The sequence below is a fragment of the Streptosporangium sp. NPDC023963 genome (genome assembly GCF_040639135.1).
GTDB lineage: Bacteria > Actinomycetota > Actinomycetes > Streptosporangiales > Streptosporangiaceae > Streptosporangium.
Genome location: NZ_JBEZZK010000019.1, coordinates 153,315 through 170,767 on the forward strand (window position 1 = coordinate 153,315; position 17,453 = coordinate 170,767).

General features: G+C 70.4%; 13 protein-coding genes. 6 read left to right on the forward strand and 7 right to left on the reverse strand.

The genetic code is table 11. The features are described from left to right. The first annotated feature begins 49 nt into the window (after positions 1-49). Positions 50-715: a TetR family transcriptional regulator gene (locus AB0F88_RS37840; RefSeq protein WP_362695778.1), complete on the forward strand. Its 666-nt coding sequence runs from the start codon at positions 50-52 to the stop codon at positions 713-715. On the opposite strand, the gene AB0F88_RS37845 is transcribed toward AB0F88_RS37840, so the two are convergent. From AB0F88_RS37845 to AB0F88_RS37855, 3 genes are all read right to left on the reverse strand, one after another. Then, positions 701-2,185 carry an MFS transporter gene (locus tag AB0F88_RS37845; protein WP_362695700.1) on the reverse strand — a complete coding sequence of 495 codons (1,485 nt, stop codon included), beginning with the start codon at positions 2,183-2,185 and terminating at the stop codon, positions 701-703. The genes AB0F88_RS37840 and AB0F88_RS37845 overlap by 15 nt on opposite strands. A gap of 165 nt (positions 2,186-2,350) precedes the next feature. Further along, positions 2,351-3,019 carry a Crp/Fnr family transcriptional regulator gene (locus AB0F88_RS37850; RefSeq protein ID WP_344747629.1) on the reverse strand — a complete coding sequence of 223 codons (669 nt, stop codon included), beginning with the start codon at positions 3,017-3,019 and terminating at the stop codon, positions 2,351-2,353. 57 nt (positions 3,020-3,076) lie between these two features. Then, positions 3,077-5,125, reverse strand: a complete 2,049-nt coding sequence (locus AB0F88_RS37855; RefSeq protein ID WP_362695702.1) for an adenylate/guanylate cyclase domain-containing protein — start codon at positions 5,123-5,125, stop codon at positions 3,077-3,079. A 242-nt stretch (positions 5,126-5,367) separates the two neighbouring features. On the opposite strand from AB0F88_RS37855, the gene AB0F88_RS37860 reads away from it, so the two are divergent. Beyond that, positions 5,368-6,351, forward strand: coding sequence for a hypothetical protein (locus AB0F88_RS37860; RefSeq protein ID WP_362695704.1), 984 nt, complete (start codon positions 5,368-5,370; stop codon positions 6,349-6,351). A 299-nt stretch (positions 6,352-6,650) separates the two neighbouring features. Here AB0F88_RS37860 and purL read toward each other — a convergent pair whose 3' ends face one another. The 4 genes from purL to purS form a co-directional block, all read right to left on the reverse strand. After that, positions 6,651-8,906, reverse strand: coding sequence for a phosphoribosylformylglycinamidine synthase subunit PurL (gene purL / locus AB0F88_RS37865; RefSeq protein WP_362695706.1), 2,256 nt, complete (start codon positions 8,904-8,906; stop codon positions 6,651-6,653). Further along, entirely contained in the window at positions 8,903-9,586 is a 684-nt protein-coding gene (purQ, locus tag AB0F88_RS37870) for a phosphoribosylformylglycinamidine synthase subunit PurQ (RefSeq protein ID WP_362695708.1), read from the reverse strand. Before purQ ends, purL begins: the two co-directional genes overlap by 4 nt. A 168-nt stretch (positions 9,587-9,754) precedes the next feature. Further along, positions 9,755-10,189 (reverse strand): ATP-binding protein, encoded by a 435-nt coding sequence (locus tag AB0F88_RS37875; protein ID WP_362695710.1) that lies wholly within the window; start codon positions 10,187-10,189, stop codon positions 9,755-9,757. Between the two features lie 175 nt (positions 10,190-10,364). Next, a complete protein-coding gene (gene purS / locus AB0F88_RS37880) occupies positions 10,365-10,610 on the reverse strand; it encodes a phosphoribosylformylglycinamidine synthase subunit PurS (RefSeq protein ID WP_362695712.1) in 246 nt (81 codons plus the stop codon). A 431-nt stretch (positions 10,611-11,041) separates the two neighbouring features. On the opposite strand from purS, the gene pdhA reads away from it, so the two are divergent. From pdhA to AB0F88_RS37900, 4 genes are all read left to right on the forward strand, one after another. Then, positions 11,042-12,133 (forward strand): pyruvate dehydrogenase (acetyl-transferring) E1 component subunit alpha, encoded by a 1,092-nt coding sequence (gene pdhA, locus AB0F88_RS37885; protein ID WP_362695714.1) that lies wholly within the window; start codon positions 11,042-11,044, stop codon positions 12,131-12,133. Beyond that, positions 12,130-13,107 (forward strand): alpha-ketoacid dehydrogenase subunit beta, encoded by a 978-nt coding sequence (locus AB0F88_RS37890; protein ID WP_362695716.1) that lies wholly within the window; start codon positions 12,130-12,132, stop codon positions 13,105-13,107. The genes pdhA and AB0F88_RS37890 overlap by 4 nt, the downstream gene beginning before the upstream one ends. Positions 13,108-13,120: 13 nt before the next feature. Continuing rightward, positions 13,121-14,674 (forward strand): 2-oxo acid dehydrogenase subunit E2, encoded by a 1,554-nt coding sequence (locus AB0F88_RS37895; protein WP_362695718.1) that lies wholly within the window; start codon positions 13,121-13,123, stop codon positions 14,672-14,674. Between the two features lie 892 nt (positions 14,675-15,566). Beyond that, positions 15,567-17,309 (forward strand): ABC transporter ATP-binding protein, encoded by a 1,743-nt coding sequence (locus tag AB0F88_RS37900; protein WP_362695720.1) that lies wholly within the window; start codon positions 15,567-15,569, stop codon positions 17,307-17,309. Positions 17,310-17,453 lie beyond the last annotated feature (144 nt).

Below are 17,453 nucleotides of genomic sequence, written 5' to 3' on the forward strand. Positions count from 1 at the left end.
CATGTACGGTGCACAGTGGAACCCGTACGGCGTATAGTTGTCAAGCGTGATGGGGAAACTGACCCGCGAGGCGGTCGTCGAGCAGGCGCTGGAGATCGGCGACGCCGAGGGGCTGGCGGCGGTGACCATCCGGAGGCTCGCCCAGGAGCTGGGCGTCACCCCGATGGCGCTCTACTGGCACTTCAAGAACAAGGAGCAGTTGACCGCGGGCATGGCGGGCCACCTGATCGAGGGCTTCGTGATCGAGGGGGGCTACACGGGCCCGTGGCAGGAAGGGCTCCGCGAGCTCGTCGCGGGCCTGGTCAGGGTGCTGCGGCGCCACCCGTGCGCGGCGGACGTGCTGGGCGCGGTGGACCACATAGAGGTGCCCGCCTACCTGGCGGTCTGGGACACGGCCCTCGGTCTCGCCAAGCGCGGCGGGTTCTCCGGCGACGAGAGCTGCATGATCTCCCAGTACCTGCTCAGCGGCGCGATCGCGCTGGCGGCGGGTCCGAGGAAGCCCTGCCCTCCCGGGCTCCCCGAGCAGGAGGCGGCCGAGCGGACGCGTCTCAAGCGGCTCAGGCTCCAGTCGCTGCCGCCGGACGTCTACCCCCACATCGTGGAGATGGCCGTGCCCCTCTCCGAGGGCGGCGCCCCCGACCTCTACGACACCTTCGGCGTCGACCTCCTCATGGCCGGCATCGAGGCGCTCGCCGCCCGCTCAGGGGGAATCTGACCCCGCGCGCCCGGAGCGGCGTGGGCGGGCGAGAGCGGCCGTCAGGGCGCCCGTGAGCGCGACGGCGAACAGGACGGCGTAGGTCCGCTGGAAGCCGGTCATCAGATGCTCGACGGCGACGGGGGAGACGCGCGACAGCGTGCCCGCGTACACCTGCCCGCGCAGCTCGGCGCTGACCGAGCCGGTCAGGACGCTGAGCGTGAGGGCGACGCTCAGCACGATCCCGACGTTCATGATCATGAGCCGGAAGCCGTTCACCACGCCCAGGCTCCCGGGGGGCAGGGCGGACATGACCTGGGTCGTGTTGCCGGTCAGGAAGGTGCCGCTGCCGCAGCCGCACAGGAACAGGCCTGCCGCGATGATCCAGTACGGCGTGACGGGGTCGGTGTTCAGGAGCAGGACGCCCAGCCCGGTCGTGCTCATCAGGGCGCCGCCCACCGACAGCGCGTACGGCCTGACGCGGCGGCCGAGGGCGCCGGCGACGGGGGAGGCGAGGGCCATGCCGATCGGGACGGGGAGCACGCCCAGGGCCGCGGTGACGGCGTCGACGCCCCTGGCGGCCTGGAAGTAGAGGGCGACCAGCAGGATCAGCGCGGAGCGCGCCAGCGCGTTGCAGAAGGAGGCGAGGTTGGCGAAGGCCAGCATGCGCTCGCCGAACAGCCGCAGGTCGAGCACGGGATGCGAGGCCCGGCGCTCCACCACGACCAGTACCGGCACCAGCACCGCCGCGATCGCCGCGCCGACGATCACCACGGGGCTCGACAGGCCGCGCGAGCCCGCCTCGGACAGCGCGATCAGGGCGGCGGAGAGGGCGGCGAACACGATCAGGTTGCCGAGCGCGTCCACCGGCCGGCGCTCTCCTCGCGGGACGCGGCGCAGCGTGAACGCGCCCCAGGTGAGGGCGATCAACCCGGCGGGCACGTTCATCCAGAAGATCCACTGCCAGCCGGCGGTCTCGGCGACGAGGCCGCCCAGGGTGGGGCCGGCGAGCTGGGCGACCGAGAGGGTGCCGATGTAGACGCCCATGCCCTGGCTGAGCCGGTCGGGAGGGAAGGCGTCGGTGATGATCACGGTTCCGTTGGCGAGGATCATCGCGGCGCCGACCGCCTGCACCGCGCGCATCGCGATCAGGAACCAGATGCCCGGCGAGAGCCCGGCCAGCAACGATCCGGCGGTGAACAGGACGAACCCCGCCAGGTAGATCTCCCGGCGGCCGAGCAGGTCGGCCACCCGGCCGAAGAACACCAGCGTCGCGGTGTTGACGAGCAGGAAGGCGAGCAGGACCCAGCCCGCGGAGAACGCGTCCGCGTGGAAGTGCCTGACCACGGTGGGGAGCGCCACGTTCAGGGTGCTGCCGGAGATGCCGATCATGACCAGGCCGAGGCTGGTGACCGAGCAGACCCGCCACGCGTAGCGGAGTTTTGATAGGTATTCAGGAGATCCGGGCAGGTCTTGGGGGATTGCGACCATGGCTCCCAGTCTGACGTACGTTGTACGTCGACCGTGATCCGGTTTCGCCCCGAAGCGCGTCCCGGCTTTCGCGCGCCGAGGGCGTGCCCTTCCTCTCCAGGGCGGGCACGCCCCTCCGCTGATCCGTACGGCCGGTCGTACGGCCCTTTTCGGTACGGCGTGCCCTCAGCGGGCCCGTTTGCGCAGACCCTCCATGTCGTGGATGATCACGCGACGCCGGCCCGTCTCGATCAGCCCGCGATCGCGCAGGGAGCGCAGCGCCTTGCTGACCGCCTCGCGGGAGGCCCCGGTCCAGCCGGCCAGCTCGTCCTGGGAGAGGGGCAGCGCCACCCGCACCCCGCCGTTGTCCGGCTCGCCGTACCGCTCGGCCAGCTCGACCAGCCGGGTGGCCACGCGGCCGGTGGTGTCGAACGCGCCGTACTCGATGCGCTTGCGGTCGGAGTCGCGCATCTTGCCGGTCACCATCTGCATCAGCAGTACGGCGACTCTCCCATGGGCCTGCAGGTACGAGGAGAAGTCGCGGACCGTGATCCCTTCCACGGGTTCGAGGGCGGTGACCGTGGCGGACCTGGGCAGCCCGTCGATCGCCGCGAACTCGCCGAGCAGCGCCCCGGGCCCGCGCACCGCGAGGACCACCTCGCTGCCGACCGCGGTGTGCGAGGACACCTTGACGCGGCCGGAGGTCAGGATGAGCACCCAGTCGCTCACGTCACCCTCGGTGAACATCGTCGCGCCCCTGTCCCAGCGCCGGGGTCGCCCGGCGGCGTACAGGGCCTTTACCTCGTCCTCTGTGAGCAATGTGATGAATTCGCCCGGTTCGGGGGAAGAAGTCATAACCACCTCCTGGCGATCTCGATTGTGTTCGTATGGCTCTCGCGGCGAAAGGTACTTTTACGAGAGTCCAGACAGCACGTAGGCATGGACAGGTTGTTCCCTACCCTTGAGGTTGAGCCAGCCCAGGGACTGGGTCTTGGCCTGAGGGCCGATCAGGTCGAGGGTGGTCTGGCCGATCACGACGCTGCCGGGCTCCGCGATCCCCTCGAGCCGGGCGGCCACGTTGACGCAGTCGCCCATCGCGTTGAACCCGCGCAACTCGGGGCTGCCGATGTTTCCGACGAGCGCCTCACCGGTGTTGACGCCGATCCTGAACCGAGGATATCCAGGCATTCCCGCCGCGATCTCCTCGGCCGCCTCCTGCATCGCCAGCCCCGCCCGCACCGCGGCGAGGGCGTGGTCCTCCTGCCGGGCGGGGGCGTTGAACAGCGCGAGCAGCGCGTCGCCCACGAACTGCACGATCGTGCCGCCGTTGCCGAGCACGATGGGCACGGCCGCGGTGTGGTAGCGGTTCAGCATCTCGACGATCTCACCGGGCGCCACGCGCTCGGAGAAGCTCGTGAAGCCCTTCAGGTCGGCGAAGAGCGCGGTCAGCTCCACCAGCTCGCCGCCGAGCGCCGCGGTCTGCGGGTCGGCGAGCAGCGACTGGGCCACGTCCGGCGACATGTACTGCCGGAAGAGGGTCTCCAGCTCGCTGTAGAGCCGGGCGTTCTCCAGGGAGATGGACATCTGGCCGGCCAGCGTGGCGGCGAGCGCCTCGTCCTGCGGGGTCCTGCCGATCGGCACCTCCAGCGCCCCGGCGAGCCTGCCCTTCACCGTCAGCGGGTGCAGGACCTTCCCCTCCAGCCGGATCGGCCGGTCCTCGGGGAAGTCCCGCTGGCCGTACTCCTTGGAGTTGACGGTGACCCGGCCGTTGTCGACCAGCTTGATCCGGACGTCCCCGTACGCCTGCCGTACGCGGTCGAGGCCCTGGGCCAGCATCTCCTTCTCCGGCAGGCCCACGCGGGCCTGCCTGCCGATGTCGGCCAGCGCCGCGAGCCGGTCGCTCAGCTCCCGCTCGTTGGCCAGCGCCTCGCCCGCCCGGTCGAGCACCGCCACCTGCGCGTCGGTGAGCCCGAACTTGCCCGCCAGCCTGTTCGCGATCGGGACCCTGCTCTCCTCCCTGCGCCGCAGGTGGCCGACGAGCTCCTCCAGGGCGGCCTCGTAGTCGGCCCTGATCCTGCTGACCGTCGCCGACAGCGCCACCGAGTCGAACAGCCCCGCGCTCGTGCCCTCCCGCCGGAACTGCAGGTAGGCGCTGTAGGCGACGAAGACGAACGCCGTGGTCAGCAGCGCGTGCCACAGCCACCACGACAGGTGCCAGTTGCGGTGGGACAACCCCGCGATCAGCGCCTCGGCGAGCAGCGCGTACGCGGTGACCAGGCTGATCAGCACGACCGCCGGGCGCCTGCGGTGCAGCTGGAACATCATCGCCGCCGCCACCGCGAACAGGGCCACCCCGACCCACTCCACCCCGCCCAGGCCGATGTTCTCGGGAGGCGGACCGCTGAGCGGTGTCAGGCGCGGCACCAGGCAGGCCACCCCCCACAGGGTGATCAGGAGGGCGAGACCGCCGCGCAGCCACATCTGGTTCCTCAGCACGGCCGCGGCCGCCCGCTCGCCCAGCGGCAGTGCCGACGCGAACGCGAACACCGAGGCCACGAGAAGACCGACCGGGTGAGAGAGATCGAAGCCGTAGCTTATTTTGTCCAGGATGACCGTCGGCGTGGTCAGCCCGTGCACCAGGAACGATCCCGCGCCGCTCAGGAAGACCAGCGAGACCAGCAGCAGCCGGGCGTCCGCGCGCCGGGCCGACGCCTCGCCGACCATGAGGCCCAGGACCAGGTTGACCCCGGCGATGGTGATGATCAGCCAGAAGTGGCTGGGGTTGTCATGTAAGACGATGTTCAGGTCGGGCTCGGCGAGCAGCAGCCAGAGGCCGAGCATCGGCAGCGCCAGATGCAGTGCCCACACCACGGTGCGGATCGGCTGGGTCGCCGGTGGTAGGTACGGTTCCCGTCGGGCCCGGTCTTCCGTGACCGCGTCTGTCGGGTTGATGGTCGGCACGGTGGCCTCCGCGTCTGGAGAACCCTGCGGGTTCCCTGTCTTGTTCGTCCACGCCCAGCGGGCGGGTTCCCCCGAACGGTCCGATTATCCCGTACGGGGCCGGTGTCGGCAGGCGAGTTAATCGCCGGGCTTTCGACACCGAAGTGTGATGTTTCAGGTGGCAACCGTTGGAACGGTCGAAACGTGTACTACCTGTACCTCTCCCATCACACCATGCTCTGGTGTCGCAGAAAGGAAGCCCAGTGGCTATCACGTTGCCGGGCGGACGCACGCTCGCCGTAGTGACCGTTGGCGTGCTCGTTGGAACGTTGTTCACCGCGAGCGGCAGCGCCGTCGCCTCGTCGTCGGCGGCGGAGATTCACGCGTGTGTCCACAAGCAGACGCGCTACACCCGGATCGTCAACGCGACGGCCAGGTGCAGGCCGACCGAGGTCCGCATCAAGTGGGGGCAGACGACCCAGGGCCAGCAGGGCATCGCCTCCGCCGGCCCGCAGGGCCCGCGAGGCGCGCAGGGTCCCAAGGGCGACACCGGACCGCAGGGCCCGCAGGGGCCGCAGGGCCTCAAGGGCGCCGTCGGCCCGCAGGGACCCAAGGGTGAGACCGGCCAGCAGGGACCCAAGGGTGAGACCGGCCCGCAGGGTCCCAAGGGGGATGACGGCAAGCAAGGGCCGCAGGGCCTCAAGGGCGACGACGGCAGGAACGGCATTCAGGGCGAGAGGGGCCCTGCGGGTCCGGCCGGTCCCAAGGGCGACGACGGCAAGCCGGGCGCCCCCGGTCCCAAGGGTGCCGACGGCAAGCCCGGCAGGGACGGCGACGACGGCCGGAACGGCAGGGACGGCCACGACGGCCGGAACGGCAGGGACGGCGACGACGGTAAGAGCGCCTACGAGATCTGGCTCGAACTGCCGGGTAACAGGGGCAAGTCCAAGACGGAGTTCATCGCGTCGCTGAAGGGCCCCAAGGGCGACCCCGGCACGCCGGGATCGGGTGGCGGCGGCGGAATCCCCACCGTCACCACCGTCAGCGCGCAGTTCAACTTCGGTGGCCAGGGCGGCAGCCAGAGCGTGAGCTGTGGTCCGGGCAAGGTCGCCACGGGCGGCGGCTTCAGCAGCAGCGGCAGCGCTTCCGGCCAGATCTACACGAGCGCGCCCACCGGCTCCACGCCCACCGGCTGGACCGTGAGCGGCAAGAACAGCAGCGGCACCGTCTACGCGATCTGCATGTAGTCCCGACCCCGGGCCGGGCGCGGAACGCCGAACACGAGATCGAGAGAAGGCGTTCCCGCCGGTCACGGGGGCGGGGACAACGGCAAGACCCAGGGCGTCGTGTACGTGATCCGCGCGGCCGCCTGATCGTCCGACCCGTTCGCGGGAACGCGACGGGCGGGCGGTGCGGCGGGGACCCCTCGTCCCCGTCGTGCCGCCCCCCGGCGCCGACCGTGTGATCCATATAAACGGGCCAGGCCCCTCACCGTCAGATGACGGTGAGGGGCCTGGCCCACGAAAGTGCCTCATCCGGGAGACGATCAGCCGAAGATGCCCGGCAGGGTGGACGTGTGGGTCTCCCTGAGCTCGGTGACCGGGATGTCCAGGACGCCCGCCACGTTCAGGGAGTCGCCGCCGGTGGTGCCCAGGCCGTAGCAGGGCACCTCGCGGGCCGCGCACAGCTCCGCGAAGGCGTCGAACGACTCCGGCGCGACGGTCACCAGCGCGCGGGCCGACGACTCGCTGAACAGGTCGACGAACGCGTCGTCGCCCGTCAGGGCGACCTCGCAGCCCACGCCCTGGGCGATGCAGGCCTCGGCGAGGGCGATGGCCAGCCCGCCGTCCGACAGGTCGTGGGAACCGGTCAGCAGCCCCCGCGAGGCGGCCTCGGCCAGCACGAGGGCCAGGTCGCGCTCCGACTCCAGCCGCGCCACGGGCGGCAGGCCGCCGAGGTGGCCGTGGGCCACGTGCGCCCACTCCGAGCCGCCGAACTCCTCCTCGGTCTCGCCGAGCAGGACGATCCTGTCGCCGTCGCCGGTGAAGCCGCTCCGTACGCGCGTGGCCACGTCGTCGATGACGCCCAGCACGCCGACGACCGGCGTCGGGTGGATCGGGACGGAGCCCGTCTGGTTGTAGAACGAGACGTTGCCGCCGGTCACCGGGACACCGAGGGTCTTGCAGGCGTCGGCGAGGCCGCGCACGGCCTCGGAGAACTGCCACATGACCTCGGGGTCCTCGGGGGAGCCGAAGTTGAGGCAGTTGGTCACCGCCAGCGGCGTCGCGCCGGTCACGGCCACGTTCCGGTACGCCTCGGCGAGGGCGAGCTGGGCCCCCGCGTACGGGTCGAGGCGGGCGTAGCGGCCGTTGCCGTCGGTGGCCAGCGCGATTCCCCTGGTCGTCTCCTCGGCACCGGGCATGGCCTCGCTGACGCGCAGCACGCCCGCGTCGGCGGGCTGGGCCAGCACGGTGTTGCCGCGGACGTACCGGTCGTACTGGGAGGTGACCCACTCCTTGGACGCGAGGTTCGGCGAGCCGAGGAGCTCCAGCAGCGCCGCGCGCAGGTCGGCGGGGCGGTCGAGGCGGCCGGGGTCGTCGCCGTTCAGCGCGGCCTGGCCGGCGGGCTCGTGGAACGGCCGCTCGTAGACCGGGCCCTCGTCGGCCGCGGTGCCCGGCGGGATGTCGACGATGGTCTCGCCGTGCCAGGTCATCACGAGGCGGTTGGAGTCGGTGACCTCGCCGATCACGGTCGCGGGGATGTCCCACTTCGCGCAGATCGCCATGAAGGCGTCGATGTCGTCGGGGGCGACGACCGCCATCATGCGCTCCTGCGACTCGCTCATCAGGATCTCCTCGGGCCGCAGCGACGGATCGCGCAGCGGGACGAGGTCGAGCCTGACGTCCATGCCGCCGGTGCCCTTGGCCGCCAGCTCGGTGGTCGCGCAGGAGACTCCGGCGGCGCCGAGGTCCTGGATGCCGACGACCACGTCCGCCTGGTACAGCTCCAGGCAGCACTCGATCAGCAGCTTCTCCATGAAGGGGTCGCCGACCTGGACGCTGGGGCGCTTGGCCTGCGACTCGTCCTCGAACGTGGCCGAGGCCAGCACCGAGGCGCCGCCGATGCCGTCGGGGCCGGTCAGCGCGCCGAACAGGACGACCTTGTTGCCCGGCCCCGGGGCCACCGCGAGCTTGATCTGGTCCTTGCGCAGCAGGCCCACGCACAGGGCGTTGACCAGCGGGTTGCCGATGTAGCAGGGGTCGAAGACGACCTCGCCGCCGATGTTGGGCAGCCCCAGGCAGTTGCCGTAGTGGCTGATGCCCTCGACCACGCCGGGCAGCACCCGCCGGGTGTCGGGGGCGTCGGCCGCGCCGAAGCGGAGCGCGTCCATCACCGCGATCGGCCGGGCGCCCATCGACATGATGTCGCGGACGATGCCGCCGACGCCGGTCGCCGCGCCCTGGTGGGGCTCGACGTAGGACGGGTGGTTGTGCGACTCGATCTTGAAGGTGGCGGCCCAGCCGTCGCCGATGTCCACGACCCCGGCGTTCTCCCCCATGCCGACGAGCAGCGCCGCCGACTCGGGGGCCTTGGTGCCGAACTGGCGCAGGTGCACCTTGGACGACTTGTAGGAGCAGTGCTCGCTCCACATGACGCTGTAGATGGCCAGCTCGGAGCCGGTGGGCCGGCGGCCGAGGATCTGGCGGACCCGCTCGTACTCGTCGATCTTCATGCCCAGCTCGGCGTACGGCTGGCGCTCGTCGGGGGTGTCCTCGGCCCGCTTGACGGTGTCGAGACTCATGCGTTCACCAGCTTCTTCAGGATCGAGGAGAAGAAGGCGCGCCCGTCCGTGCTCGGGGCGCCGGTGAGGTCCTCGACGGCGTGCTCGGGGTGCGGCATGAGGCCGACGACGTTGCCGGCCTCGTTGCGGATGCCCGCGATGTCGTTCAGGGAGCCGTTGGGGTTGCCGCCGGTGTACCGGAAGACGACCTGGCCGCCCGCCTCCAGCGCGCCCAGGGTCGCCTCGTCGGCGACGTAGCGGCCCTCGCCGTGCTTGACCGGCAGCACGATCTCCTGGCCCTCGGTGAAGTCGGAGGTCCAGGGGGTGGCGGTGTTCTCGACCCGGATGCCCTGGTCGCGGCAGATGTAGTGCAGCCCGGCGTTGCGCATCAGCGCCCCGGGCAGCAGGTGGGCCTCGCAGAGGATCTGGAAACCGTTGCAGGTGCCGAGCACCGGCAGCCCGGCTCCGGCGGCGGGGATCAGCTCCTCCATCAGCGGCGCGAACCTGGAGATGGCCCCGCAGCGCAGGTAGTCTCCGTAGGAGAACCCGCCCGGCAGGAAGACCGCGTCCACCCCCTTGAGATCGGGGTCCGCGTGCCACAGCGGGACGGCTTCGCCGCCCGCGTGGCGCACGGCGCGAGCCGCGTCCTGATCGTCAAGAGTTCCGGGAAAAGTGACCACGCCCACACGGGCAGCACTCATGACAGCGTTCCCCTCCACAAACGAGCGCCGCGCCGGCGTCTCACACACTCGGACGGCGGTCTGCGGCGGTGCCCCCAGGCTATCCGCTCCCGGCGAGCGGTCAGGCGCGGAGTGTCCGATCGCACAGCTCAGCGAAGGGCGGACGGGTCCATGCGGTCTTATACGGCCTTATACGGCGGCGAGCACCCGGCCACGGGGGTAGGTGGCGTCGTCGTCCCAGTCGAGGTGCTTGCGCAGGTGCACGACGGTGCCCCGGCCGGGGGTGATGTCGAAGGAGATCTCGTCGACCACGGCCTGCATGATGAGCAGGCCCCTGCCGTTCTCGGCGTCGGTCGGCGGGTAGTACTCCGGCACCCGGACGAGGCCCTGGCCCCGGTCGATGATGCGGACGTCGCAGCGGCCGTGGCCGACGGCGGTCTCGACCTCGTAGCGGTTGGCCGGACCCCCGTGCCGTACGGCGTTGGCACACGCCTCGGTCACCGCCAGCAGGATGTCGGCGATGCAGTCTTCCGTGACTCCGAGCGAGCGCAGGGAGTCACCGAGCGCTCTGCGGACCATCGGAATACCGACGGCCTGTCGCGGCAGAGCCAGCGAGAACTCCATGTCCACCGGTTTCCTCCCGGGGTCAGATGTCACCTCGTGAAGGCTTCCCTGCAGAATCCGGGCTAACCGCAAAATAACCGTAATGTTATTGACTGGTGGTCAAGCCGTGGGATTGCTCCGCCCACAAAGTCGGATATAGCCGGATCTGGGCGGTTGATCTGCGGGGAGTGACGGCCTAGGACTCGACGGTGACGGTGTAGTCCTCGATCACCGTGTTGGCGAGCAGGGTCTCGGCCATTTTTCGGACGTCCGCAAGTGCCGCCTCGTCGGCGGGTCCTTCGACCTCCACCTCGAACCGCTTGCCCTGCCGTACCGCTGAGACACCGGAGAAGCCGAGCCGCGGCAGTGCGCGGGCGATCGCCTGCCCCTGCGCGTCGAGAATCTCGGGCTTCAGCATGACGTCGACGATGACGCGCGCCACGGTGTTCCTCCTGGTTGTGACGGGGACGGTCCGGCGCCTCAAGAGTAACGGGCTCCGGCCGCGCTCCGGCGCGGGGGCCGACCCGGATCCGGATCCCGTGCGAGGAACCCCGGGCCGTACGCGCCAGGATGACGGGAGCCGGACCCGCGCCGTACGCGCGAAGATGGCGGGAGCTCGAGGCCCGTGTTCGTACGCGCGAGAGGGCCGGGGCGGCTCCGCGCCACGCGGACGAAACGGGCGGGTGAAAGGGAACACGCGGGGAACGGGGAGCATATGGACGCCGAGGCAGGTCTTGCGCACATGTATGTGACCTCTGCCACGATGGCCACAAGCGCGGGCGAACCACCACCAGACGGGTCGAACGCGTCGCGAATCGGCCGGACCACGGTGGAGAACCCATCCAGACGGCCCCGAGCACACAGGAGTGGCACGTGACAGCCGACGCCTCTCGTGGTGCGGAAGCACCTCCGGAGCTCATCCAGCTGCTGACCCCCGAAGGAGAACGGGTCGAGCACCCCGACTACGACATAGACCTGACGCCCGAGGAGATCCGCGGGCTCTACCGGGACCTGGTCATGGTCCGCCGCGTCGACCTGGAGGCCGTGGCCCTGCAACGCCAGGGCGAGCTGGGTCTGTGGGCCTCGCTGCTCGGGCAGGAGGCCGCGCAGATCGGCTCCGGCCGGGCGCTGACCGAGGCCGACATGGCGTTCCCGACCTACCGCGAGCACGGCGTGGCCTGGTGCAGGGGGGTCGACCCGGTCAACCTCCTCGGCCTGTTCCGCGGCGTCAACCACGGAGGCTGGGACCCCGCCGAGCACAACTTCCACCTCTACACCATCGTGATCGGCAGCCAGACCCTGCACGCGGTCGGCTACGCCATGGGCATCCAGCGCGACGGCGCGGAGGCCGCGAGCATCGTCTACTTCGGCGACGGCGCCACCTCCCAGGGCGACGTGAACGAGTCGTTCATCTGGGCGTCGGTGTTCAACGCGCCGGTGGTGTTCTTCTGCCAGAACAACCAGTGGGCCATCTCCGAGCCGCTGGAGAAGCAGTCGCGCATCCCGCTGTACCGCAGGGCCAGCGGGTTCGGGTTCCCCGGCGTCCGGGTCGACGGCAACGACGTCTTCGCCTGCCTGGCCGTCACCCGCAAGGCGCTGGCCGACGCCAGGTCAGGGCAGGGGCCCATGCTGATCGAGGCCTTCACCTACCGGATGGGCGCCCACACCACCTCCGACGACCCGACCCGCTACCGGGTGGCCGCCGAACTGGAGGCGTGGAAGCTCAAGGACCCGATCGAGCGGGTCAGGGCCTACATGTTCAAGAACCAGATCGCCGACCAGGAGTTCTTCGACGCGGTCGAGGCCGAGGCGGACGAGCTGGGACGAGACGTCCGCAAGCGCTGTCTCGAACTGCCCGACCCCGAGCCGCTGGCCATCTTCGACAACGTCTACGCCGAGCGGCACTCCCTGATCGACGCCGAGCGTGCCGAGTTCGCCACCTACCTGGAGGGGTTCGAGGCATGAGCATTCTCACGATGGCCAAGGCGCTCAACGAGGGAATGCGCAAGGCCATGGAGGACGACCCCAAGGTTCTCGTCATGGGTGAGGACGTCGGCAAGCTCGGCGGGGTGTTCCGGGTGACGGACGGCCTGCAGAAGGACTTCGGCGAGCAGCGGGTCATCGACACCCCGCTCGCCGAGTCGGGCATCGTCGGAACGGCCATCGGCCTGGCGCTGCGCGGCTACCGGCCGGTCTGCGAGATCCAGTTCGACGGATTCGTCTTCCCCGCGGCCGACCAGATCATCACGCAGCTCGCCAAGATGCCGCTGCGCTCGCTGGGCAAGCTGAAACTGCCGGTCGTCATACGGATCCCGTGCGGCGGCGGCATCGGTGCGGTGGAGCACCACAGCGAGTCGCCCGAGGCCTACTTCACCCACACGGCGGGGCTGCGCGTCGTGGCCTGCTCCAACCCGGCCGACGCCTACACCATGATCCAGCAGGCGATCCGCTGCGACGACCCGGTGATCTTCTTCGAGCCCAAGCGGCGCTACTGGGAGAAGGCCGAGGTGGACGTCGACTCCTCCGGCTGGACCCCTTTCGACGAGGCCAAGGTGGTGCGGCCGGGGACGGACCTCACCCTGCTCGCGTACGGGCCGATGGTGAAGACCTGCCTGGAGGCCGCGAAGGCGGCCGAGGATGACGGCCGCTCCCTGGAGGTCGTGGACCTGCGCTCGCTCAACCCGCTCGACACCGCGAGGGTCGTGGAGTCGGTGCGCCGGACCGGGCGATGCGTCGTGGTGCACGAGGCGCCGGTCTTCAACGGCTTCGGCGCCGAGGTCGCCGCCCGCGTCACCGAGGAGTGCTTCTACCACCTGGAGGCCCCGGTCCTGAGGGCCGGAGGGCCCTCGACCCCCTACCCGCCCTCGCGGCTCGAGGACCACTACCTGCCCGACCTGGACCGGGTCCTGCACGCAGTCGACCGCGCGTTCGCGTTCTGAGGAAGGGCTGGAGATGAAGGAGTTCAAGCTCCCCGACGTGGGAGAGGGCCTGACCGAGGCGGAGATCGTCCGCTGGCACGTGAAGACCGGTGATCCGGTCAAGGTCAACCAGATCATCGTGGAGATCGAGACCGCCAAGGCCGTCGTCGAGCTTCCCTGCCCGTTCGAGGGCGTGGTGGCCGCGCTGATGGCGGACGAGGGCGAGGTCGTGGACGTCGGCAGGCCGATCATCTCGGTGGACGACGGCACGGGTCCCCCTCCGGCCCCCGCCCAGGCGGGGGAGGGGACGGCGGACCGGGCGGGAGCCCTGGCCGACGACATGGTGCCGACCCCGCCGGCCGAGGTGCGGCAGCCGGTGCTGGTGGGATACGGCGTCAAGCCGGGTGCGGCCAAGCGCCGCCCCCGAAAGCCGTCCTCCCCCGAAGGCGCGTCCGGTACATCTGCCGCGTCCGATACATCCGGTACGTCCGATACGCCTTCCGGGGCGGCGCGGCCCGGCGAGGCGACGCCTGGCGTGCCCGCGGGAACGGTGTCCGCGGCGCGGGCTCCCGAGGGAACGGTGTCCGCGGCGCGGTCCGGCGTGAACGGACCTGGCGTGAACGGGCCCGGTGCGGTCACGGCCTCGTCCACGACCTCGCCCGCGGTCTCCTCGCCGGGGGCGGGGCGGGGCGCGGTCCTGGCGAAGCCCCCGGTGCGGAAACTCGCCAAGGACCTGGGGGTCGACCTGGCGTCCCTCCTGGGGACCGGTCCGCACGGGTCGATCACCAGGGACGACGTCCAGGCCGCGCTCGCCGCCCCCGCCCGGGAGAACGACGTCCAGGCCGCCCCCGCCCGGCCGCGGGTACCGGCCGTGGCGTGGGAGGGCGAGGACGAGGAGCGGATCCCGGTCAAGGGGGTCCGGAAGGCGACCGCGCAGGCCATGGTGGCGTCCGCGTTCACCGCGCCGCACGTGACGGAGTTCCTCCAGGTGGACGTGACGGCGACCATGGACGCGGTCCAGCGCCTCCGCGGGCTGCCCGACTTCGCCGGGGTCAAGGTCTCCCCGCTGCTCCTGGTCGCCAAGGCGGTGCTCGTCGCCGCCCGCCGCTACCCGATGATCAACTCTGCCTGGGACGAGGCCCGCCAGGAGATCGTGGTCAAGCACCGCGTCAACCTGGGGATCGCCGCGGCCACGCCCCGGGGCCTGCTCGTCCCCAACGTCAAGGACGCCCACCGCCTGTCGCTGCCCGACCTGGCCGGTGCCCTCGGAGCCCTCGCCGAGACCGCCAGGGCGGGCCGTACCCAGCCCGCCGACATGGCGGGGGGCACGATCACGATCACCAACGTGGGCGTCTTCGGGGTGGACGCGGGTACCCCGATCCTCAATCCGGGCGAGTCGGCGATCCTGGCCTTCGGCCAGGTCAGGGACATGCCGTGGGTGGTGGACGGTCAGGTCGTGCCGCGCAGGGTCTGCACGCTCGCCCTCTCGTTCGACCACCGGGTGGTGGACGGAGAGCTGGGCTCGCTGTTCCTCCGCGACGTCGGCGCCATGCTCGAGGACCCGCTCCGCATGCTGGCCTGGGGCTGACCCCACGACACCGACGGGTCCGCCACCTCCTGGGGGCGGACCCGCGGATCGTTCGCAGGCGTGTCCCGTGGCCGGCCTGGAGGGCAGCGTGGCCCCGTGGCCTGCGTGTCTCGTGGACGGCCGGGAGACAGGCGCGTGTCCCGTGGCCGGACGGGAAGCCCGGCGTGGTCCCGTGGACGGTTCGGGGCAGGGCCCTCCCTTCCTTCTCCCGGGGATCCGGTTCCCTTCGCTCTTCCCCCGGAGGATCCGGCTCCCTTCGCGCCCGCTCCCCGGATCCGGCTCCCTTCGCGCCCGTCGGAAGGCGGGGAGGGCGGGGCCTTCCGATATACCCCGAAGTGCTTGCCTGGCATTTTCCGGCTTCGCGTGTCAATTGCCGCGACGGGAAAACGACGAGGGCTTCGAACGGCCTCGCCCGGCCGCCGGGGCGCCGTACCGGCCGTCGGTCGGGCGGTAATGAGAAACCCCTTTTTGGCTCCTGTGGATCAAGCTTTAAGGTGCGCATCCCCAGCTCGGACGAGGGTGTGGAGCGACACTTGGAACTTGTGTGAGCCTTTACCCTCAATACGTTTTATGGCTTTCGCGAATGGCTTGTTAAAACATCTTTAATGCGTGCTGAATTTGGTGATTTGTCGGGGTATGGGTGCTAGTGTCGTGGTTGGTAAGCGCGACAAGCTCAGCACGAAGGGGGAAGCCATGACTTTCAAGCAGCTCTTCCCGACCGGCCGGTTCTTGGAGTGGGGATGCTGCCGTCGTCGCCGCCGCTGTGGATGCGGGGGCGGCGGGTGGTGGTGGTAAGCCAGATCCGGTGCTAGCCGAAACAAATGAGAGCCGGCGGGTCAACCGTCGGCTCTCATTCTCAAAGTCGCTCTCGCCTCACGGGGCGAGGGCCGCGGTGCGCCGTCCCCCGCTGGCGCCGACGGTCTCCATTCGCAGGACATTCCGAGAATTCTGGCCGTACACCCGCGGCATCCGCCATCTGCTCGTGGCCGGTGGCGTGCTCGCCATCGTCGCGGCCGTCTGCGAGGTCGCCGCGATCGGCCTGTTCGGGTACATCACGGACGAGGTCCTCAGCAAGCAGAACCTGGGGGCCTTCTGGCTTCCCGCCGCCGCCTGGCTGGGCCTCGCGGCGACCGCGGGACTGGTCTCCTTCGTGGGCTCCTACCTCACCGCCCTCGGCGGTGAGCGCTTCCTGCTGCGGCTGCGCGACAGGGTGTTCGAGCACATCCAGACGCTCACGCCCGACTTCTTCGACAACCGCCGCCTAGGTGACCTGATGGCCAGGCTCACCGACGACATCGAGGCCATCGAGGAACTCATCGGCTCCGGCCTGGTCAAACTCTTCACCACGCTCGTCAGCATCGTCTTCTTCGCCGGTGCCGCCTTCTACATCAGGTGGGATCTGGCGCTGCTGACGTTCCTGCTGGTCCCGGCCTTCCTGCTGGTCGCCAAGATCTTCGCGAGCAGGTTCAGGACCGTGTCGGCGCGCGAGCGGCTCAGTAACGGGATCATGAACAGCGTCATCGAGGAGGGCCTGTCCAACCAGTCGCTCGTCCAGTCCTACAACCGCCAGGGCGTCGAGGCCGAGCGGCTGCACGGAGAGGGAAGCACCTGGATGCGGGCCAACGTGGCGCAGGCGTGGCTCTCCTCCCTGTACGGGCCCGTCCTGCAGGTCATCGAGACCATCTGCCTGATCACCATCCTCGGGTTCGGCGCGTGGGAGATCTCCTCGGGACGCCTCACCATCGGCGGCCTGCTCGCCTTCGCCGCCTACCTCGCCTACCTCTACCCGGCGGTGCAGAACCTGGGGCAGATCGCCCTCACCGTCTCCGAGGCGGCGGCGGGCTCCGACCGCGTCATCGAGATCCTGACGACCCGGCCGACCGTCACCGACCGCGACGACGCCGTCCACGTGGGACGCGGACGAGGCCACATCGAGTTCCAGGGGATCGGTTTCACCTATCCGAACAGGAGGAGGCCCACGCTGCGGGACCTGTCCTTCGCCGTCGAGCCGGGGGAACTGGTCGTGTGCACCGGGCCCAGCGGCGTGGGCAAGTCCACGATCGCGAAGCTCCTGCTGCGCTTCTACGACCCCACGGCCGGACGCGTCCTCCTCGACGGGATGGACATCCGGGAGCTGTCACGTGAGTCGCTGCGCGACAACATCACCATCCTGCAGCAGGAGAACCTGCTCTTCTCCGGGACCGTACGCGAGAACATCGCCTACGGAAGTCCCGGCGCGGACCCGGACGCCGTCGTCAGGGCCGCCGTGATGGCGGACGTCCACGACTTCGTCACCACGCTTCCCCTCGGGTACGACACGCCGATCGGGCAGCGCGGCCGGCTGATGTCGGGCGGGCAGCGCCAGCGGATCGCCATCGCCAGGGCCATCCTGCGCGACGCGCCCGTGCTCGTCCTCGACGAGCCGATGACGGGCCTCGACGCCCCCACCGCGGCACGGATCATGGAACCGCTCAAGCGGTTGATGGCCGGGCGCACCACCATCCTGATCACCCACGACCTCCGCTTCATCCCCGAGGCGGCCCACAAGATCGTGCTCGAAGCCGTGCCGAGACGCTCCAGCCAGATAAGGATCAAGTCCGCCGGGCGCCGCGGATCCGCACTGCGCCCGGCGTGAGGGCGGATTTCCCCGCAAAATCGGCGGATCGGCGGCAGCATCGTTCGGCGCCGCCGTGGAGCCGCCGTGGAGCCGCCGTGGAGCCGCCAGGGAGCCACCGTGAAGGCGCCAGGGAGCGGCCGGGAGGCGGCCGGAATCCGGTCG

What these genes read in the sequence shown, in the direction of transcription:
- AB0F88_RS37840 (WP_362695778.1), top strand. Translation starts at nt 50, where the DNA reads ATGGGGAAACTGACCCGCGAGGCGGTCGTCGAGCAGGCGCTGGAGATC.
- AB0F88_RS37845 (WP_362695700.1), bottom strand. Translation starts at nt 2,185, where the DNA reads ATGGTCGCAATCCCCCAAGACCTGCCCGGATCTCCTGAATACCTATCA.
- AB0F88_RS37850 (WP_344747629.1), bottom strand. Translation starts at nt 3,019, where the DNA reads ATGACTTCTTCCCCCGAACCGGGCGAATTCATCACATTGCTCACAGAG.
- purL (WP_362695706.1), bottom strand. Translation starts at nt 8,906, where the DNA reads ATGAGTCTCGACACCGTCAAGCGGGCCGAGGACACCCCCGACGAGCGC.
- purQ (WP_362695708.1), bottom strand. Translation starts at nt 9,586, where the DNA reads ATGAGTGCTGCCCGTGTGGGCGTGGTCACTTTTCCCGGAACTCTTGAC.
- AB0F88_RS37875 (WP_362695710.1), bottom strand. Translation starts at nt 10,189, where the DNA reads ATGGAGTTCTCGCTGGCTCTGCCGCGACAGGCCGTCGGTATTCCGATG.
- AB0F88_RS37890 (WP_362695716.1), top strand. Translation starts at nt 12,130, where the DNA reads ATGAGCATTCTCACGATGGCCAAGGCGCTCAACGAGGGAATGCGCAAG.
- AB0F88_RS37895 (WP_362695718.1), top strand. Translation starts at nt 13,121, where the DNA reads ATGAAGGAGTTCAAGCTCCCCGACGTGGGAGAGGGCCTGACCGAGGCG.